At 40.8% G+C, this 21,263-nt stretch carries 22 protein-coding genes; 14 read left to right on the forward strand and 8 right to left on the reverse strand.

Annotated elements, in window-relative coordinates; genetic code table 11:
• Window position 1: 1 nt before the first annotated feature.
• From mlaD to murA, 5 genes are all read left to right on the forward strand, one after another.
• Window positions 2-505 (forward strand): outer membrane lipid asymmetry maintenance protein MlaD, encoded by a 504-nt coding sequence (gene mlaD, locus PR800_RS02750; protein ID WP_102137924.1) that lies wholly within the window; start codon window positions 2-4, stop codon window positions 503-505.
• A 35-nt stretch (window positions 506-540) separates the two neighbouring features.
• Entirely contained in the window at window positions 541-1,170 is a 630-nt protein-coding gene (gene mlaC, locus PR800_RS02755; RefSeq protein WP_102137923.1) for a phospholipid-binding protein MlaC, read from the forward strand.
• 1 nt (window position 1,171) lies between these two features.
• Window positions 1,172-1,462, forward strand: a complete 291-nt coding sequence (mlaB, locus tag PR800_RS02760) for a lipid asymmetry maintenance protein MlaB (protein ID WP_102137922.1) — start codon at window positions 1,172-1,174, stop codon at window positions 1,460-1,462.
• A gap of 222 nt (window positions 1,463-1,684) precedes the next feature.
• A complete protein-coding gene (gene ibaG, locus PR800_RS02765) occupies window positions 1,685-1,939 on the forward strand; it encodes a BolA family iron metabolism protein IbaG (protein WP_004258269.1) in 255 nt (84 codons plus the stop codon).
• A gap of 52 nt (window positions 1,940-1,991) precedes the next feature.
• Window positions 1,992-3,254, forward strand: a complete 1,263-nt coding sequence (gene murA, locus PR800_RS02770) for a UDP-N-acetylglucosamine 1-carboxyvinyltransferase (protein ID WP_102137921.1) — start codon at window positions 1,992-1,994, stop codon at window positions 3,252-3,254.
• A 108-nt stretch (window positions 3,255-3,362) separates the two neighbouring features.
• Here the strand turns inward: murA and degS are convergent, their stop codons facing one another.
• The 3 genes from degS to zapG all read right to left on the reverse strand — a co-directional run bounded on the left by degS (window position 3,363) and on the right by zapG (window position 6,719).
• Entirely contained in the window at window positions 3,363-4,427 is a 1,065-nt protein-coding gene (degS, locus tag PR800_RS02775) for an outer membrane-stress sensor serine endopeptidase DegS (RefSeq protein ID WP_195697720.1), read from the reverse strand.
• A 114-nt stretch (window positions 4,428-4,541) separates the two neighbouring features.
• A complete protein-coding gene (locus PR800_RS02780) occupies window positions 4,542-5,936 on the reverse strand; it encodes a Do family serine endopeptidase (RefSeq protein ID WP_102137919.1) in 1,395 nt (464 codons plus the stop codon).
• Window positions 5,937-6,314: 378 nt separating this feature from the next.
• Window positions 6,315-6,719, reverse strand: coding sequence for a Z-ring associated protein ZapG (gene zapG / locus PR800_RS02785; protein WP_004908297.1), 405 nt, complete (start codon window positions 6,717-6,719; stop codon window positions 6,315-6,317).
• Window positions 6,720-7,065: 346 nt separating this feature from the next.
• Here zapG and zapE point away from each other — a divergent pair, with 346 nt between their 5' ends.
• From zapE to sspB, 5 genes are all read left to right on the forward strand, one after another.
• The gene (zapE, locus tag PR800_RS02790; protein WP_272530151.1) at window positions 7,066-8,196 is read left to right on the forward strand and encodes a cell division protein ZapE; all 1,131 of its coding nucleotides are present in this window, start codon (window positions 7,066-7,068) and stop codon (window positions 8,194-8,196) included.
• 305 nt (window positions 8,197-8,501) lie between these two features.
• Window positions 8,502-8,930, forward strand: a complete 429-nt coding sequence (rplM, locus tag PR800_RS02795) for a 50S ribosomal protein L13 (protein ID WP_004258237.1) — start codon at window positions 8,502-8,504, stop codon at window positions 8,928-8,930.
• 14 nt (window positions 8,931-8,944) lie between these two features.
• Complete coding sequence (gene rpsI / locus PR800_RS02800) at window positions 8,945-9,337, forward strand: 30S ribosomal protein S9 (protein ID WP_004258235.1); 393 nt, start codon at window positions 8,945-8,947, stop codon at window positions 9,335-9,337.
• 546 nt (window positions 9,338-9,883) lie between these two features.
• Entirely contained in the window at window positions 9,884-10,525 is a 642-nt protein-coding gene (gene sspA, locus PR800_RS02805) for a stringent starvation protein SspA (protein WP_004258227.1), read from the forward strand.
• Window positions 10,526-10,532: 7 nt separating this feature from the next.
• Window positions 10,533-11,024, forward strand: a complete 492-nt coding sequence (gene sspB, locus PR800_RS02810; protein ID WP_181490174.1) for a ClpXP protease specificity-enhancing factor — start codon at window positions 10,533-10,535, stop codon at window positions 11,022-11,024.
• A gap of 85 nt (window positions 11,025-11,109) precedes the next feature.
• Here sspB and PR800_RS02815 read toward each other — a convergent pair whose 3' ends face one another.
• Window positions 11,110-12,516 (reverse strand): FAD-dependent oxidoreductase, encoded by a 1,407-nt coding sequence (locus tag PR800_RS02815; protein WP_272530153.1) that lies wholly within the window; start codon window positions 12,514-12,516, stop codon window positions 11,110-11,112.
• A 300-nt stretch (window positions 12,517-12,816) separates the two neighbouring features.
• On the opposite strand from PR800_RS02815, the gene arcB reads away from it, so the two are divergent.
• The 3 genes from arcB to mtgA all read left to right on the forward strand — a co-directional run bounded on the left by arcB (window position 12,817) and on the right by mtgA (window position 16,776).
• A complete protein-coding gene (gene arcB / locus PR800_RS02820) occupies window positions 12,817-15,162 on the forward strand; it encodes an aerobic respiration two-component sensor histidine kinase ArcB (RefSeq protein ID WP_102137915.1) in 2,346 nt (781 codons plus the stop codon).
• Between the two features lie 232 nt (window positions 15,163-15,394).
• Window positions 15,395-16,045, forward strand: coding sequence for an isoprenoid biosynthesis glyoxalase ElbB (gene elbB, locus PR800_RS02825; protein WP_102137914.1), 651 nt, complete (start codon window positions 15,395-15,397; stop codon window positions 16,043-16,045).
• An 8-nt stretch (window positions 16,046-16,053) separates the two neighbouring features.
• Entirely contained in the window at window positions 16,054-16,776 is a 723-nt protein-coding gene (mtgA, locus tag PR800_RS02830) for a monofunctional biosynthetic peptidoglycan transglycosylase (RefSeq protein ID WP_210848200.1), read from the forward strand.
• Between the two features lie 63 nt (window positions 16,777-16,839).
• Here mtgA and dolP read toward each other — a convergent pair whose 3' ends face one another.
• The 4 genes from dolP to PR800_RS02850 form a co-directional block, all read right to left on the reverse strand.
• Window positions 16,840-17,415: a division/outer membrane stress-associated lipid-binding lipoprotein gene (gene dolP / locus PR800_RS02835; RefSeq protein WP_102137912.1), complete on the reverse strand. Its 576-nt coding sequence runs from the start codon at window positions 17,413-17,415 to the stop codon at window positions 16,840-16,842.
• A gap of 9 nt (window positions 17,416-17,424) precedes the next feature.
• Window positions 17,425-18,015 (reverse strand): DnaA initiator-associating protein DiaA, encoded by a 591-nt coding sequence (gene diaA, locus PR800_RS02840; protein ID WP_004908326.1) that lies wholly within the window; start codon window positions 18,013-18,015, stop codon window positions 17,425-17,427.
• A 115-nt stretch (window positions 18,016-18,130) separates the two neighbouring features.
• Window positions 18,131-18,511: a YraN family protein gene (locus PR800_RS02845; RefSeq protein ID WP_102137911.1), complete on the reverse strand. Its 381-nt coding sequence runs from the start codon at window positions 18,509-18,511 to the stop codon at window positions 18,131-18,133.
• Window positions 18,512-18,549: 38 nt separating this feature from the next.
• A complete protein-coding gene (locus tag PR800_RS02850; RefSeq protein ID WP_272530156.1) occupies window positions 18,550-20,262 on the reverse strand; it encodes a penicillin-binding protein activator in 1,713 nt (570 codons plus the stop codon).
• 61 nt (window positions 20,263-20,323) lie between these two features.
• Between PR800_RS02850 and rsmI the strand changes: the two genes are divergently transcribed.
• Window positions 20,324-21,196: a 16S rRNA (cytidine(1402)-2'-O)-methyltransferase gene (rsmI, locus tag PR800_RS02855; RefSeq protein WP_272530157.1), complete on the forward strand. Its 873-nt coding sequence runs from the start codon at window positions 20,324-20,326 to the stop codon at window positions 21,194-21,196.
• Window positions 21,197-21,263: the final 67 nt, after the last annotated feature.

The raw sequence follows: 21,263 nt of genomic DNA on the forward strand, positions 1-21,263 counted from the left end.
CATGCAAAGTAAAAAAAGTGAAATATGGGTTGGTTGTTTTATGTTGCTGGCGATTGCCGCAATTATCTTTTTATGTTTAAAAGTCGCTGATTTAAAATCGATAGGAAGCCAATCCACCTATCAAATATCAGCATCTTTTGAAAATATTGGTGGCTTAAAAGAAGGCTCTCCAATCAAAGTGGGCGGTGTGGTGATTGGTCGAGTTGCCAGTATCACATTAGATAAAAAAAATTATGTTCCTGAAGTGAAAATTGATTTATTGAGTGAATACGACAATATTCCTGATTCGAGCTCACTTTCAATTCGCACATCAGGTTTGTTGGGTGAACAGTATATTGCAATGAATATCGGCCCAGATGATGAAGAATTAGGTATCGCAATCTTAAAAAATGGCGGGCGCCTTGAAGATACGAAGCCAGCTATGGTATTAGAAGACTTAATTGGCCAGTTTTTATATAAAAGTGGTGATAGCCAAGGTGCAGAGCCAGAGTCAACTGCACAGTAATTTGATGCTCCCTTTGAAGAATAAAGGAATGAATTATGTTTAAACGTTTAATGATGGTTGCTATGTTGGCAATTGCGCCATTTGCCATGGCAGTAGACCAAACCAACCCTTATAAATTAATGGATGAAGCGGCGGCGAAAACGTTTAACCGCTTGAAATCAGAGCAACCAAAAATTAAGCAAGACCCCGAGTATCTCAGAACAATTGTTCGTGAGGAACTATTACCTTATGTACAAGTTAAATATGCAGGGGCTTTGGTGCTAGGAACCTATTATAAAGGGGCTACCCCTGCCCAGCGCGAGGCTTACTTCAACGCGTTTGAAGATTACCTTGAGCAAGTTTATGGCCAAGCATTGGCGATGTATCATGGCCAAACGTATCAAATTGCACCAGAGCAACCACTGGGTGATAAAAACATTGTGGCTATCCGTGTGACGATTATTGATACCAACGGTCGTCCTCCCGTACGTTTAGATTTCCAATGGCGAAAAAATAGCAAAACAGGTTATTGGCAAGCTTACGACATGATTGCAGAAGGCGTGAGCATGATTACGACTAAGCAAAATGAATGGGGTGATATTCTACGTAAGCAGGGTGTCGATGGCTTAACAAAACAGTTAGAAATCAGTGCAAAAGCGCCAATTACTTTAGAAGAGAAAAAGTAATATGAGTCAGTTGTTAGCATGGGAACTCAATGAAACAACACTGTATCTCACCGGGACATTAGACCGTGATTCGTTAATGTCGTTTTGGGATAAAAAAAACTCATCGCTGGAACAGGTTGAAAATATAGATGTTTCTGGTCTTAAGCACGTGGACTCAACAGGGTTAGCGATGCTGGTTCGCTTAAAAAGTGAACTCCAAGCTAAAAACCGTTCACTGAATATTATCGGTGTCAGTGATAACTTGAATACATTGATTGAACTATATGGGGTTCAAGCGATTATCCTCAATTAGGTTAAACATCCTAAATTGGGTCAAGTTATGTAAAAATAAGCGCCTCTATGTGCTTTTCGGCACGAGAGGCGTTTTCTTTGGTTTAAGTGTTGAGCCTAATCCTTTAGGATAGGGGATTAAGCTCTGAGTATTCTTATTGGGATGCTTCTGTACGCTATGCATGCAATTTGCACTATTTAGAGTAAAATTATAAATCACAAATAATTAATAAATTGAGTCATTATGGATACCAACGAAATTAAGCAAGTATTGATGGAAAAACTGTCTCTGAATGAGGCTATTGTTACTGGTGATGGTAGCCACTTTCAGGTTATTGCTGTCGGTGACATGTTTGACGGTATGAGCCGTGTTAAGCAACAGCAAGCAATTTATGCGCCTTTAATGGAGTATATTGCGGATAACCGCATCCATGCTCTGTCTATTAAAGCGTATACCCCTGCGCAATGGGAGCGCGATCGTAAACTTAGTGGTCTTTGATTTCAAAGCCTAAGCGAACAGACTGTAAAATTCGACATACGAGAATACTTGAATGGATAAGTTTTTAGTTAAAGGACCAACCCGCTTACAGGGTGAGGTCACTATATCTGGCGCAAAAAATGCGGCATTACCAATCCTGTTCGCTGCTCTATTGGCTGAAAAGCCAGTAGAAATACAGAATGTCCCTCATTTGAGGGACATTGACACAACGATTAAATTATTGAATCAACTAGGTACTAAAGTTAAACGCAATGGCTCAGTTTACGTCGATGCAAGCACTGTAACGACATACTGTGCGCCTTATGACCTCGTTAAAACCATGCGTGCATCCATCTGGGCTTTAGCGCCATTGGTCGCTCGTTTTGGCCACGGTGAAGTTTCTTTACCTGGAGGCTGTGCTATTGGTGCTCGCCCAGTTGATTTACATATTTCTGGTTTAGAGCAATTAGGCGCAAAAATTGTTTTAGAAGATGGTTATGTGAAAGCCACGGTTGATGGTCGCTTGAAAGGTGCTTGCATTGTGATGGATAAAGTCAGTGTGGGCGCGACAGTCTCTATTATGACGGCTGCGACCTTAGCTGAAGGCACCACAATCATCGAAAATGCGGCACGTGAACCTGAAATTGAAGATACAGCCAACTTCTTAAATACTCTTGGCGCAAAAATCACAGGCGCAGGTACTGACCGTATTGTTATAGAAGGTGTTGAACGTTTAGGTGGGGGTGTCTATAAAGTACTGCCTGACCGTATTGAAACAGGAACATTTTTAATTGCTGCAGCGGTTTCACGTGGCAAAGTCATCTGCCGTAATGCACGTCCAGATACACTCGATGCAGTGTTAGCTAAACTACGTGAAGCAGGGGCTAAAATTGAAATCGGTGATGACTGGATTAGCTTAGATATGGAAGGCAAGCGTCCAAAAGCGGTGACATTACGTACAGCACCACACCCTGGGTTCCCAACTGATATGCAAGCACAGTTTAGTTTACTCAATCTTGTTGCTGATGGGGCGGGGATGATCACTGAAACCATTTTTGAGAATCGTTTCATGCATATCCCTGAGCTAATTCGCATGGGTGCTCACGCTGAGATTGAAAGCAATACTGTGTTATGTCACGGTGTTGAAAAATTAACCAGCGCACAGGTAATGGCAACAGATTTACGCGCTTCTGCGAGTTTAGTTATTGCTGGCTGTATTGCTGAAGGGACAACAACAGTTGACCGTATTTATCATATTGACCGTGGTTATGAGCATATCGAAGATAAACTACGTGGCTTAGGTGCTGATATTCAGCGCGTGCATTCAGATGATTAATGCTTTGAAAAGGTGAATGAAGTGTTGGCTTCATTCATCTATTTGATAAATCAAAAAAGGTTGTTCGATATCGAACAACCTTTTTTACGAAAGACCGTTTTAAAATGATTATCCTGCCTGTTCATCAGGAATTTCTTCGATAATCACATCAATATTTTTAATTTCGCCATCTCGTAAAATCTGTACTGCGGTTTTGCTTCCAGGGCGGATTTCTGCAACTAAGTCCATGGTTTCTGCGGCTGAAATAGCCGGTTTGCCATCAACGGATAAAATGATGTCTCCTTGCAATATCCCCGCTTTGGCTGCGGGCCCGTTTGGGGCAACCTGGAAAACCCGTAACCCTTGTATTTGGTTAATATTATTGTTATTTGACCTAATTTGAGGCAGTTCGCGTGCTGTAATACCAATATAACCACGGATAACTCGACCATCACGAATTAGTTTATCCATGATTTTAGTCGCAAGGGCAGTAGGAATGGCAAAGCTTAAACCTTCAGAGCTAATGCCCTGGCCAGCAGTGAAAGAAAGCGTGTTGATTCCGACTAACTCACCTTCGGTATTAATTAATGCCCCGCCAGAGTTACCCGAGTTGATTGAGGCATCTGTTTGCAGGAAATTTTGCCGGCGAGTAGAGCTTAGCCCTACGCGACCTGTTGCACTGATAATCCCCTGAGTAACAGTTTGACCTATATTGTAAGGGTTACCGATTGCAAGTACGACATCACCAACATGAGTGACTCGTTGTGTATTAATTGGAATAACAGGTAGGTTATCAGCGTCAATTTTCAGTACGGCGAGATCAGTTAATGGATCAGAACCAACCAATAGGGCATCAAAAATAGCACCATCTTGTAAAGCCACTAAGATTTGGTCTGGGTTATCAACGACATGTTTATTCGTGATAATGTAGCCATTTTGGCTCATGATCACACCTGAACCGAGAGACTTTAATTCACGTCCTGACTGGGAGAAGCTTCCTTTTGAACTGCTGTAAACATAGACCACTGCAGGTGCAGCACGACGTACAGCTTTGTTATAACTGACGGGTTCACTGCTTGTTTTACCATATAGTAAATCGGCTAAACCTTGAGGGCGCAAAGAAGGAACCGCAACGATAATAATCAATGCAGTCAACAGGCCAAGCATGACAGATAAAGTTAGCTTCTTCACCATAGGATATAGAATATTTAGTTATTGCTTAAACATGTTCTGAGCATAACACAAAAAAAAGGGTACAGCAGAGTGATACTGTACCCGTTTATTGATTTTCAGAGGTTTTTTGATGAATTAATTTTTCATCAGTAAATATAAGGTTTCACCATCACGTAATACTTTCATTGCTAACACCGGAGGTTTAGCGTCGATAATCTTACGGAATTGCTCAATAGTCTCAACACGAGCGTCATTGACACCAAAGATTAAATCACCTTTTACGAGGCCAATGGCTGCGGCTGGCGATTTTGGCGCCACGCTGTCAACTTGTACACCTTTAGTGTTGCTAACGGTTGCATTAGAAATTGTTGCACCTAATAACGATTCACTCAGTTTTTCTGCTTTTGTTGCTGAGCCTTCGTCGTTCTCAAGAACCACTTTGACTTCCATCGGTTTGCCTGAGCGAATTAAACCAATAGTGATCTCTTTACCAATTTGGCTAGTACCGATTTTAGCTCTTAACTCAGCAAAGCTATTAATGCGTTTACCATCAACAGAGACTAAAACGTCACCGGATTTAATACCTGCTTTAGCAGCCGATGATTTAGGTAAAACTTCACTTACGAAAGCACCACGCTGTGCATCAATATTAAATGCTTTAGCGATATCGGAGTTCATCTCAGTACCTTTGATACCTAAGATCCCGCGTTTTACTTCACCATGCTTAATTAACTGCTCGCTAAGGTTTTTAGCCATATTACTTGGGATCGCAAAACCGATACCGATATTACCGCCACCTGGTGCCAAAATAGCGGTATTAATACCGATTAATTCACCATTTAAGTTAACGAGTGCACCACCAGAGTTACCACGGTTAATGGAAGCATCGGTTTGGATAAAGTTTTCTAACCCTTCAAGGTTTAAGCCACTACGCCCCAGCGCAGAGATAATCCCTGATGTAGCTGTTTGGCCTAGGCCAAATGGGTTACCAACCGCAACAGCGAAGTCACCAACACGTAATTTGTCGGAGTCTGCAATACTAACCGCAGTTAAGTTTTTGATATCTTTTGCATTGCTTATTTTCAATAACGCGATATCAGTTTGTGGGTCTTTGCCAATTAAGTTAACCGCAATCTCACGGCCATCATTTAATTGAATTTGAATTTTGTCAGCACCATCAATTACATGATTGTTAGTTAAAATATAACCTTGCTGGGCGTCAATAATGACACCAGAGCCCAAACCTTCAAATGGACGCACGCTTTGTTGTTGCTGTGGTATATTTGGGCCAAAAAAGAATTTAAGCTCTTCTGGAATTTGTTGGTTCTGTACGCGAGTACCAGACACATGAATATTCACTACAGCAGGCAATACTTTTTCAAGCATAGGGGCCAAGCTAGGCATGTTCTGGCTTTGTGCTGTAGCCGGTAAAGTGGCGGGTAATGCTGCACTGCTAACAGCAGGAATAGCCGCTAAAGATAACCCTAAACTCATTGCTACTGCGGTAAGAAAAAAGTTTTTTCTTTTCATAATTCAGTCGATTCTCTCAAGAATAAATTATTAACTCACTGTGAATGCAATTTTAGAAGAAACACAATGCGTTGATATAATATTGGTTGGTATCAGATTCAATTTTACTGATGACTATGACTACCGATTATGCGCAAAAGTTCCCATGACGGGTAGCGAATATCTACTCTTTTACATCTATTTACATGTGCTTTAAGTGAAACTTTAACTTCTATACACTATATAAATGAATTGTTAAATTATATTTGGATGGAAATCTTGTTCAGAATTATTAAATAAAAATTTAATAATGGAAGACATACGGAAAGTGACTAAATTTAGTGCGTTTTATAGAAAATCACCAGTAAGTGGTGCTTACTGGTGATAAAAGATAAAAATTTACTTTTCTTTCTCTTCGATAGGACGGAAAAGACCCGAAGCACCATCTGAGTAATCTCTTGGTGGCATTTTAACTGGCGCTTGGTCGTTATCCGCTTCAGATTCGGTTAAACGATAGTTAAATGGGTTGTCTTGTGCTGGCATATCAGGCATTAATTCAGATGAACTTTGTGCCATGTGTTGATATAGCTGACGGTAGTCACGCGCCATTTTATCCAATAATTCTGCGCTACGAGCAAAATGGCTAACAAGTTCTTTACGGTACTCTTCGAGTTCAGTACTTTTTTTGTCTAGCTCAGCTTGCGCTGTTTTTTGTTGGCGAAGCTTTGGGTTGCCATAGCGCACAACTAATGCACCGATGATAAAACCCACAATCAATCCGATTAATGCATACTCCCAGGTCATGCTGACTCCTTCATTACTTCAATGTTCACAGATTCAATGTTCGCAGAAATTAGTGTTGTTACCGTTACTATACCTTAAATAATTCAAGTTGCATGTAAGCGTCAAGTAAAGCACCTTAACATATTGTAATCTGACTAGTTAAGTGATGACAAAATCTACAAGCCTTGAAGTCGACAGGTTAAATTAGCCAACAACTTATTAAGAGTGGAATCTTAAATCGAATTTCCTTACTCTATAGCGGCTCGTTAACCGAAAGTTAAATGATAACTGAATCTGGTTATAATAAAGGCAGTGTATATCAAATAACGGTAAAAAAACCGAAAAATTTTTAAGGATTATTCAGTTAATGTCGCCGATGACCCCTACAATGCGTTATCAACAAGCGCTTGCTGATGGTAACTATCAGCCAGATGACGTCCAAAGGCTCGCTGTGGAACGCTTGGATAAAATATATCAGCAGCTTGTTAATGCAACTTCTTCCACTTTACAAGATAAGCCTTCAGGTTTAAAGCAACGCTTTAGTCGTCTTTTAGGTAAAACGTCAACAGCACCGATTATTCCGGTGCAAGGGCTCTATATGTGGGGCGGGGTAGGGCGTGGGAAAACATGGCTAATGGATATGTTTTACGAAAGTTTACCAGGTACTCGTAAACTTCGCTTACATTTTCATCGCTTCATGAAAAAAGTACAAGAAGATTTGATAGCATTACAAGGGCAAGAGAACCCGCTAGATATTATTGCGGATGAGTTTAAAAAACAAACAGATGTGTTGTGTTTTGATGAGTTTTTTGTGTCAGACATTACCGACGCTATGATCCTTGGCACTTTGCTTGAAGGGCTCTTTGCTCGAGGCATTACACTGGTCGCTACCTCAAATATCATCCCTGATAATCTCTATCGTAACGGTTTGCAGCGAGCGCGTTTCCTGCCTGCTATTGAGCAAATTAAAAAATACTGTGATGTGATGAATGTCGATGCAGGCATTGATTACCGCTTAAGGACTTTAACTCAAGCACATCTTTTTTTATCCCCGATTAATTCTCAAAACCGTCAGCATTTGGATGAGGTTTTCATTAAATTGGCAGGTAAGAAAGGAGAACAACATCCCGTCTTAGAGGTTAACCATCGTAAGATGCAAGCTATTCATGCAGCGGAAGGGGTGTTGGCCATCGAGTTTAAAGTGTTGTGTGAAGAGCCTCGTAGTCAAAATGATTATATTTACCTATCAAATTGCTACCACACCGTGTTGTTGTACAATGTGCCCGTGATGGGAACAACAGATGAAAACCCAGCACGTCGTTTTTTGGCATTAATTGATGAGTTTTACGAACGAAAAGTTAAATTGTTTATTAATGCGGAAGTGCCAATGGAATCGCTGTATCAAGGGAAACTTTTGGCTTTCGAGTACCAGCGTTGCTTGTCTCGATTACAAGAAATGCAAAGTGAAGAGTACTTGAAAATACCGCATTTAACTTAAGGTGAGTAATCAAACAGGGTTGTTAGCAAAAGTCACCTGGATTGCATAATTTAAGTACAAAGTGCGATGTTTATTCGAGCAAACGTAAAAAAAATGCATTTGGGGTCGATTTTTGTTTCTGACTTCTCTATAATCTTGCGACCCCACGTTACAGCGTTATTTTTTATTTCCCAAAAAATAACGCATAAATGCCAGTTAGGCTGCTCGAAGGGGTAGGTTTACTGGACAAAGAGTCGTGTGAACCTCAGAAAGCTTATGAACATGAGTGTTCACCAACGTGTAACTTCAATATTGGGTAAGTTTTAATGAAAACTTTTACAGCTAAACCAGAGACCGTAAAACGCGACTGGTACGTTGTTGATGCAGATGGCAAAACTTTAGGCCGTCTTGCAACTGAAATTGCTAGCCGTCTGCGCGGTAAGCATAAAGCGGAATACACTCCGCACGTGGATACTGGTGATTACATCATCGTTCTGAATGCAGAAAAAATTGCTGTTACCGGCAATAAACGCGAAGACAAAATCTACTATCGCCACACTGGCCATGTAGGTGGAATCAAGCAAGCAACTTTCGAAGAAATGATTGCTCGCAGTCCTGAGCGTGTGCTTGAAATCGCGGTTAAAGGCATGTTGCCAAAAGGACCTCTGGGTCGTGCAATGTACCGTAAACTGAAAGTTTACGCAGGTAATGAGCACAACCACGCGGCTCAACAACCGCAAGTTCTTGACATTTAATCGGGATTATAGCAATGGCTGAAAATCAATACTACGGCACTGGTCGCCGCAAAAGCTCATCTGCTCGTGTCTTTATTAAGCCGGGTAGCGGTAACATCACAATCAATCAACGTACACTGGAACAATACTTTGGTCGCGAAACTGCGCGCATGGTAGTTCGTCAGCCGTTAGAATTGGTTGAAATGTTGGAAAAATTGGATCTGTACATCACTGTTAAAGGTGGTGGTATTTCAGGTCAGGCAGGCGCAATCCGTCACGGTATTACACGTGCACTGATGGCTTATGATGAGACTCTTCGTTCTGATCTGCGTAAAGCTGGTTTCGTTACCCGTGATGCGCGTTCTGTTGAACGTAAAAAAGTGGGTCTGCGCAAAGCACGTCGTCGTCCACAGTTCTCCAAACGTTAATTTATTACCCTTTGGGTATAAAATTGATGAAAAAACCCGTCTTAATGACGGGTTTTTTATTGTCTATTGTTTTACTTATATTTTTATTATTAATGATAGAATAACTGCGTCTAATCATGATGCTTTATAAAAGAACGAATATATAGTTTAAAGAGAAAATAATAGTTTAGCCTAAAATTAAAAATAATTATTAGTTAACTGAATTGGCATATCTTTAATGAATACGACTCAAACCATGGAGTTAACTTTAGGGTTTTTATTCTTTATTTTTGATTTAATCTTTAATTAAATTCTAGTTTTCTTCCTGTTTTTTTCTTGTTATGAAATAAATCTATGATTTTTTCGATGTGCCGCCCCTAAGTTGTACAAAATCTGTTAGAATATGCCCCTGTTTTTTTATTTCACATTTCTCGCCTTTACTGTGCGGGAGGGTTGTGTTGACTTTCAATATGGATAAATGAAAGTTAAACACAGGGGATTTTAAAATGGGTAATGGGTAATTAAAAATTAATTACATTTCGTCCATTTTGTATTTTGGAGGTTTTAATGGCTGTCGCTCCTAATAAACGTTCGGTAATGACATTGTTCTCTGGCCCTACTGACATTTTTAGCCATCAGGTACGTATCGTGCTGGCTGAAAAAGGGGTAAGTGTTGAAATTGAACATGTCGAACCCGGTCATCTGCCTCAAGATCTGATCGATCTCAACCCATATCAGAGCGTTCCAACATTAGTTGACCGTGACCTGACTCTCTATGACCCACACATTATCATGGAATACCTTGATGAGCGTTTTCCTCATCCGCCATTAATGCCAGTTTACCCTGTTGCGCGTGGTACTAGCCGTCAATTGATGCACCGCATTCAAAATGATTGGTATTCATTAATGAGTAAAATAGAGAACGGCAGTGCGCAAGAAGCCGCAAATGCTCGTCGTCAGCTGTCTGAAGAGTTGATCGCTGTTTCTCCTGTTTTTGCTGAAATGGAATTCTTTATGAGTGAAGAATTCAGTCTCGTAGATTGCTATTTAGCACCATTATTATGGCGTTTACCTGTTCTTGGTATTGAATTGAACCCATCTAGCAGCAAATACTTGCAGTTATATATGCAACGTGTGTTTGCACGTGACGCATTCTTAGCATCGTTGACTGAATCTGAGCGCGAAATGCGTTTGTCTACAAGAGGCTAAAAGAATGATGGAAATGACAGCAATGTCACCACGTCGCCCTTATTTGTTACGTGCCCACTATGAGTGGTTGCTTGATAACGATATGACTCCGCATTTGGTGGTTGATGTCACCGTTCCTGCTGTTAACGTTCCTATGGAATTTGCCCGTGATGGGCAAATTGTGTTGAATGTTGCGCCAAGAGCTGTTGGTAATTTTGAAATAACCAATGATGAAGTGCGTTTTAATGCTCGTTTTGGTGGAATACCTCGCCAAGTTTATGTTCCTATGGCCGCAATTATGGCGGTATATGCACGTGAAAATGGGGCTGGAATGATGTTTGAGCCTGAAGCTGCTTATGATGCAGAGTTATCAGCAGGTTTTGAACACGTTGAAGAACCTGAAGACAACATTACTCTAGTTCATGAAGCTGAATCTGTGGATGAAAAGTCACATGAGCCATCAGGGGATGAACCACCACGACCACCAAAAGGTAGGCCTTCTTTAAGGGTTGTTAAATAACTCATTAGACGGGTTAGCAGCAAATTAAGAACAGGGGGGAAACCCTCTGTTTTTATATTCCCTCTATGTTCAAATAAATGGATAACTAAACCCCTAGAAATAACAAAATACCTTCAGCAGCATTACGCCCATCATCAATCGCAGTCACAACAAGATCTGAACCTCTTATTATATCTCCACCAGCAAACACTTTTTCATGGGAAGTTTGAAAAGGGATGGGACTATTACGGTTTGCTAAAATATGACCATACTTATCACGCTTGATTAACGCGTTATTCAACCAAACTTGGTCATGAGGTACAAATCCGTAAGCTACAATTACGGCATCGGCTTCGATAAAAAATGTTGAATCATCAATGAGTTCTAATTGATAGCGGCCATTTTCTAATTTGCCATTTTGTGTGCGAGTGGCGTAAACCCCTGTAAGCTGTTGTTGCTCATTAACGACAAACTGAGTGACTTGCAAATTAAAGTGGAACTGAGCGCCTTCATCTAATGCATTGACGACTTCTTTTCGTGAGGCTGGCAGACTTTGTTCATCTCTACGATAGAGACAACTAACTTGCTTCGCTCCTTGGCGAATAGCGCTACGAACACAATCCATCGCGGTATCTCCACCTCCTAATACGATAACGCTTTTTGAGTGTAAATTGATATAGGGCTCATCATTAGGAGTAGGAAGTTGCATTAAATGGCGCGTATTTGCGATTAGGTAGGGGAGTGATTCAAAAACGCCTTGAATCGGTTTTTTAGGCACGTTGCCTCGAATTGCTTGGTAAGTACCAGTACCAATAAAAATAGCGTCATAAGTGCAAAGAAGCTCATCTAGAGAGATATCTGTACCCACCTCGGTATTCAATTGAAACTGAATGCCCATTTCTGTAAATATTTCTCGTCTTTGGACCATTAATTTCTTTTCTAACTTAAATGAGGGAATGCCAAAAGTTAGTAATCCCCCTATCTCAGGGTGTTTATCAAAAACGACGACATTTACACCATTTCGAATAAGTACATCAGCGCAAGAAAGGCCTGCAGGGCCTGCACCAACAATGGCGACACATTTGTTTACAGAGCGAATAGGGGAAGAGGTTGGACGCCATCCCATCTCAAAGGCGGTATCATTAACATATCGTTCAATATGACCGATAGTGATAGAACCTGTTGTATCATGAAGTACACATGCTAATTCGCAGAGTTTTTCTTGTGGGCAAACGCGCCCACAGATCTCAGGTAAGCTATTGGTATGATGAGATAATTCAGCCGCTTCAATTATTTTTCCTTCAGCAGCAAGTTTGAGCCACTTTGATATTGGGTTATGTAACGGGCACTTCCATTCACAAAAAGGGCTACCACAAGAGAGGCAGCGGCTCGCTTGCTGTTGTACATCAACGGTATTATCGGACTCATAGATTTCAGTAAACGCTATTTTGCGGATTGCCAGCGCTTTTTTGAGCGGTTCGCGACGTTGGTGACCGAAAATATTCGAACTCATGGTATTCCTTACTGAATTTTGTCTGATTTTACTTGAGATAGCTTGGGCTTTTACTGTGATTTTAGCGGCCTTACCCAAGGAACAATAGTGCTATTATTTTGATTTTTATGTGATTATGATTAAAAGTTATCCGAAATGAACTTTTACTTTATCTAATAGAAAGAAAATACCTGATTGTTTTTTATCATTAATCGTAAAAAATGGCTATTGAATGAGCAGGATCGACATTTCGAGTGAATAATCATCCGAAACTGCCTTGTTTGATATATGATTCAAAGAGAATTTAACTAAGGGGTGGTTATGAAAGTACTTCGCGGCCTGGCGCAATACTATGTCGATTTAATGATGAAGCTCGGTCTAGTGCGTTTTTCTCTGTTACTTGCAGCTGCATTGGTTGTTCTCGCCATGATAATGCAAATGGCAGTGACAATTGTTTTAAGAGGGCATGTTGATAGCCTCGACATGGTGGGGTCAATTTTCTTTGGGTTAATCATTACTCCATTGGCCGTCTATTTTTTGTCGGTGGTGGTTGAGCAACTCGAAGAGTCTCGGCAGCGTTTATCGCGAATGGTTGATAAACTTGAAGTTATGCGAAAGCGTGATGCGGATTTAAACATTCAATTGCAGGGAAATATTGAACAACTTAACCTTGAGATTCTCGAACGAGAAAAGGCCGAGCGCGCTCACTTAGAGCTCCTTGAGCAATTAAAACAAGAAATGAAATACCGTGAGCAGACACAGATTGAACTTGAGCAGCAATCTGTATTACTTCGTTCATTCTTAGATGCTTCTCCTGACTTAGTCTATTACCGCAATGAAAATAATGAGTTTTCGGGATGTAACCGAGCAATGGAACTGTTGACTGGGAAAAGTGAAAAACACTTAGTTGGGTTAACGCCATTAGATATTTATGATGTTGAAATTGCCTCCAAGGTTATGGAAACCGATGAAAAAGTTTTTCGTCATAATGTTTCTCTCACTTATGAACAATGGCTGGTATATCCAGATGGCCGTAAAGCCTGTTTTGAGCTCCGTAAAGTGCCTTTTTATGACCGAGTTGGCAAACGACATGGCCTGATGGGCTTTGGGCGTGACATAACGGAGCGTAAACGCTATCAGGAAGCGTTAGAGAACGCGAGTAGGGAGAAAACCACCTTTATTTCTACAATCAGCCACGAGCTTCGTACACCTCTTAACGGCATTGTTGGTTTGAGTCGAATTTTATTAGACACCGATTTAACTTCGGAACAATCTAGCTATTTAAAAACTATTCATGTTAGTGCCGTCACTTTGGGTAATATATTCAATGATATTATTGAGATGGATAAAATTGAACGCCGTAAAGTTCAGTTAGATAACCAGCCAATCACATTATCTGAATTTGTGAATGACTTAGAGAATTTAAGTGGGTTATTGGTACAGCCAAAAGGGCTTAAATTTGTCATGGACGTTGCGCCTGCATTACCCAAAACGGTTTTAACCGATGGGACTCGTTTACGGCAAGTCCTATGGAATTTAATTGGTAATGCAGTTAAGTTCACGCAGAAAGGTGAAGTGAAGCTTAGTATTTGGCAAGAAGCTGAAAATAAATTGTTTTTTAGAGTTCAGGATAGCGGCATAGGCATACCGAAAGATGAGTTAGATAAAATCTTTGCAATGTATTATCAAGTAACAGATTCTGCTGGTGGTAAACCCGCTACGGGGACGGGGATTGGGCTTTCTGTATCTCGTCGCTTAGCACAAAATATGGGAGGCGATATACAAGTTGAAAGTGAAATAGGCCAAGGTTCCACTTTTACTTTATCCATTACAGCGCCAGTTGTTGAAAATAATGTTATTGAACAGCAAGATCCTGAAGACGATTACCCATTGCCAGCATTGCATATTCTACTCGTAGAAGATATTGAACTGAATATTGTTGTTGCTTGTTCTGTATTAGAAAATTTAGGCAACACGGTCGACGTGGCAATGAATGGTAAAGATGCCCTCGAGATGTTTGCCCCTGGGGAATATGACTTAGTTTTATTGGATATTCAATTACCTGATATGACAGGCTTAGATATCTCAAGGCAACTAAAACAGCAGTATGATAAGCAAGACCTGCCACCATTAATTGCATTAACTGCAAATGTTCTCAAAGATAAGAAAGAATACTTTGATGCAGGTATGGATGGCGTATTGAGTAAACCATTATCAGTTCCTGCATTGACCCAAGTTATTGAGCAATTTTGGGGTGAGCAATCTGTTCAACCTGAAGAAGCATCGAATGACCGTGAGGCTTCAAGTGTTGATGAGTCAATATTAGATTGCGATATGCTAGAGCAGTATATTGAATTAGTTGGCCCTAAGCTTATTTATGATGGGCTAGATGTCTTTGAAAAAATGCTTCCAGGCTACTTAGCTATTCTTGACTCGAACATGGTGGCTAAAGACCAAAAAGGCATTGTTGAGGAAGCCCACAAAATCAAAGGAGCGGCAGGCTCTGTTGGCTTAAAGAACTTACAGAAAATAGCACAACAGATTCAATCTCCTGAATTACCAGCATGGTGGGACAATGTACAGGAATGGGTGGATGAACTAAAACAAGATTGGAAAGCAGATATAGAAACTTTGAGAAACTGGGTTGATGAACGTACAAAAAAATAACCCCAACCGAAGTTGGGGTGCGCGAATACTGCGCCAACACCAGGGAAATCGTTGATCTGCATGTGTTTTTTGTTTTTTGCAAATCATTAAATTAGGTATATCACTGTAAAGGGCAACATCAAGATACCAAAATTTAGCGAATCTGTTACAAGATTCATTAAAATCTGTGATGAAGATTGATGTTTATGCACCTTAGCGCTTGAGAGATAATTTACTACAAATGGAGGAAGATATGAAATCAATTGCGGTTATTTTAAGTGGCTGTGGTGTTTTTGATGGAAGTGAGATCCATGAGTCAGTGCTAACTATGTTAGCTTTGAGTCAAAATAATGCTGAAATTCACTTTTTTGCACCTGATGAGCTACAACCTACTGTTATTAATCATATGACTGGGGAGTCTAAATCAGAAAAACGCAATCAAATGGAAGAATCTTCACGTATTACACGTGGGAAAATATCGCCTTTGTCATCAGCTGATGCTTCAACGCTAGATGCCCTCATAATTCCTGGTGGTTTTGGTGCCGCAAAAAATTTATGTGATTTTGCAGTTAAAGGAAGTGAGTGTGTAATTAATAAAGAACTATTAAGTTTAGTACGCCAAATGCACCAACAGAAAAAGCCGCTAGGGCTGATGTGTATTGCTCCTGTGATGCTTCCTAAAATGTTAAATACATCAGTAGTACTAACTATTGGTAATGATAGTGAAACGATTGCTCAAATAGAAATTATGGGAGGAAAGCATATTGAATGTGCTGTTGATGACATTGTAATTGATGAAGTTAACCGAGTTGTTACAACACCTGCTTATATGCTGGCTCAATCAATTTCTGAAGCAAATACGGGCATTAATAAGCTTGTTAAGAAAGTATTGGAAATGGCGTGATTATTTGAATGCGAACTATTGTTTCTAAATTATGGCACTGGTTAAAGAAGATCACATTTTCATTACTTGTGGTGTGGATTTGTTCAGTCGTTTTATTTAAATACATACCAGTGCCTTTTTCTGCGGTGATGATCGAACGACAAATTACCGCATGGGTAAACTTAAATTTTTCTTACGTATCTCGTTCTGAATGGGTAGACGAAAATCACATTTCTCCGTATGTTTATTTAGCGGTAATTGCTGCGGAAGATCAAAATTTTCCTCATCACTGGGGTTTCGACCTTGATGCAATCGAGCGTGCTTACAAACACAACTTGAGCAATAAACAAACAATTAGAGGGGCTTCAACTATCTCCCAGCAAACAGTAAAAAACTTGTGGTTATGGGATGGGAGAAGCTGGCTAAGAAAGGGCCTAGAGACAGTAATGACTCCTGTTATGGAGCTGTTGTGGTCAAAGCAAAGGGTTTTGACTGTTTATCTTAATATAGTTGAGTTTGGTGATGGGGTTTTTGGGGTTGAAGAGGCTGCAAATAAATTCTTTAATAAGCCTGCTAGCAAGCTCTCAATGAGTGAGGCTGCGCTATTAGCTGCGGTTCTTCCTAATCCTCATAGATATAGCGTAAAAAACCCATCCTCTTACGTCCTCAAAAGGCAAGCTTGGATCTTGAATCAAATGCACTTATTAGGAGGTAAGAATTATCTGAAAATAAACCAGTTGATGGATGAATAAGAAAAAAGCCATGGTTTTTCTCTCACGGCTTTTGTATTTATAACAATATATTATTGTTTATGATTAATTAAGATAAGTGAAAGCAGTCGTTACTCGACGAACACCATCTGTTTCACTGGCGATTTTAGCCGCCGCATCACCTTCTTGCCTTGTTAAAACACCTAGCAAGAAAACCTCACCATTTTCAGTAATAACTTTTACACTACCAGATTTAACACTATCACTAGCAAGGATTTTAGATTTCACTTTGGTTGTTAACCAAGTGTCTTTTGAAGCAGTTCCCAAATCAACGGGCTCTCCACTACGGACTTCATTATAAACTGCGATGGTGCCATCAACGTTAGAGGCTATTTGTTTTGCTCGTTCAGCCCAAGCCATATCAGGGCTTTGGCCAGTTAACAGCACATTACCTTTATAAGCGGTCGCAATGATACGAGCCTTACCTGTGATATCCTTATCTTTATTCAGTTGTCCACTAACCCTAGCTTCTAAGGTCCCATCGTCAACTTGTTGACCAACTGTACGAGGGTCTGTGGCACTTTTCGTTGCAACGGCCGCAGAACCTACGACGGCAGCCCCTATACAGCCTTGTAATAGAACAGTACTGATGACTATGGCAAAAATTGGTATTAATCGCATTTTGTCTCCTTAATCGTCCTGATGTGGGAAAAGAGTATTATCTATGAGGTCACACAGACAATTTACAGTAAGAAGATGAACTTCTTGAATTCGAACACTTCGTTGGGATGGAATACGAATTTCAACATCTTGGGGGCCAAGTAAACCCGCGAGTTCCCCTCCGTCATAGCCTGTTAAGGCGACAATTGTCATGTCTCTAGTGACTGCAGCTTCAACAGCTTTAATAATATCACTGCTATTACCATGGGTTGAAATTGCCATCAAAACATCGCCATGCTGGCCTAATGCTCTAACTTGTTTCGCATAAATTTCAGAAGGTTGCTTACTACCCGAAATGGCAGTTAACACGGCATTATCGGTATTAAGTGCTAAAGCGGGTAAGCTAGGGCGCTCGGTTTCAAAGCGATGGATCATACTCGCAGCAAAACGTTGTGCGGTAGCAGCGGAAGCGCCATTACCACAACATAAAATTTTGTTGCCATTGAGTAAAGACTGAACCATCATCATCGCGGCTCTTGAAATGGCATCAGGCAGCGCTTCAGCGGCTGCTATTTGAGTTTGGATGCTTTCAGTAAAGCAAACTTTTATTCGGTCTAGCACGAGTTTTTCCTTTGTCGCCTCGATATAATTCAAATCATTTTGTGTATTACCATTATATTTGAATTATAGCGTTGTTGACTGCATGAACAGTGTATAAAGCTGACTATCTTATCTGTTAATAAACATCATTTTCGTTGAATGCATTTTGTACCCAGTCAAATCGGTTTCCCGTGATGGCACAGATATCAAAACGGCATGCGCTAGTTTCAAAACTTTCTTGTCTTTTTGAGAGCCAAATTTTAGCAGCAGCTAATAGTTTTCGACGTTTGTGCCAGTTTACTGATAAAAGTGCATCTCCATAGTCACAATTTTTGCGAAAACGAACTTCAACAAATACCCAACCTGTATTATCTCGCATGATGAGGTCGATTTCTCCGCCTCGGTTCCTTGCATTACGTTCGACAAATGTTAATCCCTGTTGTTGCAGGAAAGCGAGTACTTGGTTCTCATAGTACCGGCCTGTTAACCATTGTATGGCTTTTGGCATAATTTTCATGACGTCCTTGTCTGAAAAAAGTGAAGTATTGAATGATGCTATTGCGCCGAAACCACTTTACCTTGTTTAAATTGAAGCCAAGGTAATTCTCGGTACACCACACAGTTTGGTGTTGTGCTTAAGGTCCCGGATGCGCCATTGATACGAAATTGCCCAGATTGTTGCAGCTTGTCGTAATTGTTGGCTAAAGACCATGCATCAATACCCATGGCATATAAACGGAATAAAGAGTAATCATTACTCAGCTTTTGTTGAGCTTGTTTACGTAAGTTATTGTTTGCGCCTGCGAGTAAAGGGATTTCGCTAAATTTAACGCCATCCATTTCAAAGCGATAGTCTGCACCAGACCCTGCTTGGTTACTACGGGAGCTTGTATAAAGTGCAGGACGAGAGCGGGAGCTAATCGCCATTTCAATCATTGGCTTGATTAAGGTGAGCTCATCACGAGTAGCAACAATATAAACGCTGTCAATCGCCCCTGTTGAATCGATATATTGTGGATCTATTGATTGTGTATCTATCGACTGTGTACCCGTATTCACTGGCGTTCCAGTCATACGGATCCCTGCACCACGATTAATTGACTCTTTTAAAGAAGGGACTGAGCCAAAGGTTTGCATTAGAACGGTCCCGCCGCCTTTTTCTTGCCACCCTTGGGCAAAGGCTTTGGCTATCCTATCACCGAAAGCATTAGCTGGAACTAATACCAATGGCATTTGCTTGCCCTCAGCTTTCATGTAAGCCGCTGCATTTTGTGCTTCATCTTCTGGCGATAATGAAAAATAGCAAAGATTTGGTCGAGGCTGTAATTGGTTCGCATCAAGTTCATTGAGCGCGAGCACACTGACAGGTGCCCCCATTTGGGTAATGCTTTGAACATCACTTTTTAATAATGGCCCAACAATGAGATTAAAGCCTTCATTTTTTGCTTGTTCAATAAGCTCAGGCATTTGCTTGTTTGTCGTATCAAACACCTTGACGCTTTGGGTGTTCACAGGGGCGGAATCGATACGCAAAGCGGATGTCACTACATCGCTATCGCTAGTAGTAGGGGCATTACCTGTAGTTGCCGCAACTTGTTCATAGATTTGGTCGAGGACATCATTTCCACTACTCGCTGGTGTTACGGCAGCTTGAGGGGCAGATCCTTGAGGTAGGCCTTTTTGCGCATCCATAAAGCCTTGCATGATCGCTTGGCCAAATACTTGCCCTTGGCCACTCATGGGTAAAAATAAAGCAATCTTAGGGGTTTTACCCACTTGAGGTATCATGGCTTGCTGCAAAAGAGTCGGCGTTGTCGTCACTGCTGGGTTATTTGAATAACGCATTTTCCAATCGTTATAGCCAGCGAGTAAGGCATCTGTGTCATCTCGGTTATTTTGATAAATATCTAAAAGATCGACCCAGCCTTGGAGAATATTTTCATCGGCACCAACGCCATGAATTTGTTCTGGCGTTAACTGTGTTAACATCTGCCATAACCCATCAATATTAGCTTGGCGTTCAGCGGCTGTTTTTAATAAAGGTTCTTGGCTAATGTAGGCGCGTATCGCCTCCATTGAAGGCTTACCTTGTGCAGCATCGATGATTGCTTGGTAATGGCTAGCATTATCAGATGTGCTTTGCTCAGGCGTTTTTTGGGTTGACGGAAAATATTCCGAGACAATTTGGCACCCTGACAGTGCAAATGTGGACAGCATTGCTGTGCACATTAACCCTTTTTTCAAATGCAAAAAAATTGAAGGACGCATACTGTATCCAATGGTGTATTTTTCAATTGCTTAATTTTAAACCGGCTATTTGGATGAAACAATGAACCAACCTAATCAAGCTGTGGTTATGGCATCCACGCTGTATATCGTTCCTACCCCAATTGGTAATATGAAGGATATCACGCAACGCGCGTTGGATGTTCTTAAACATGTTGACCTTATTGCTGCAGAGGACACTCGGCATTCAGGCATTCTATTACAGAATTTTGCGATAAATGCACGGTTGTTTGCTCTGCATGATCATAATGAACAGCAAAAGGCAGATCAATTAATTAGTCGACTTCAACAAGGCGATAGTATCGCATTAGTCTCCGATGCTGGTACACCTTTAATTAATGATCCGGGTTATCATCTCGTCAATCGTTGCCGCGAAGCGGGTATTCGAGTTGTACCTTTACCGGGGCCTTGTGCCGCTATCACTGCGTTATCTGCCGCAGGTTTGCCCTCAGACCGTTTTTGTTATGAAGGATTTTTACCCGCAAAAACAAAAGGCCGTAAAGATGTTTTACAATCACTCGAACAAGAAACTCGCACGCTGATTTTCTATGAATCAACCCACCGTTTGTTAGACAGTTTAGCAGATATGGTGGAAGTCTGGGGACCGGAGCGCCATGTTGTTTTAGCGCGAGAAATCACTAAGACGTGGGAGTCCATTGAAGGCCGCCCCGTAGGGGAGTTGCTCGCTTGGGTAAAAGAAGATGAGAATCGTCACCGCGGCGAAATGGTGTTAATTGTTGAAGGATATAAGAAGCCTGAAGATGATTCTGCAATTTCACCGGATGTGGTTCGTACCTTGAATTTATTACAAAAAGAGTTACCACCGAAAAAAGCGGCTGCAATCACGGCTGAAATTTATGGCCTCAAGAAAAATATGTTGTATAAATTGATACTTGATAATCAAGCTGATGAATGATTCTTGAGCAAATAGACGAGTTCATTTATATAAGTGGTAAATGAAAGTCGTTAGAGTCTGTACAAGA

This window comes from Providencia sp. PROV205, from assembly GCF_028479505.1.
GTDB lineage: Bacteria > Pseudomonadota > Gammaproteobacteria > Enterobacterales > Enterobacteriaceae > Providencia > Providencia huaxiensis.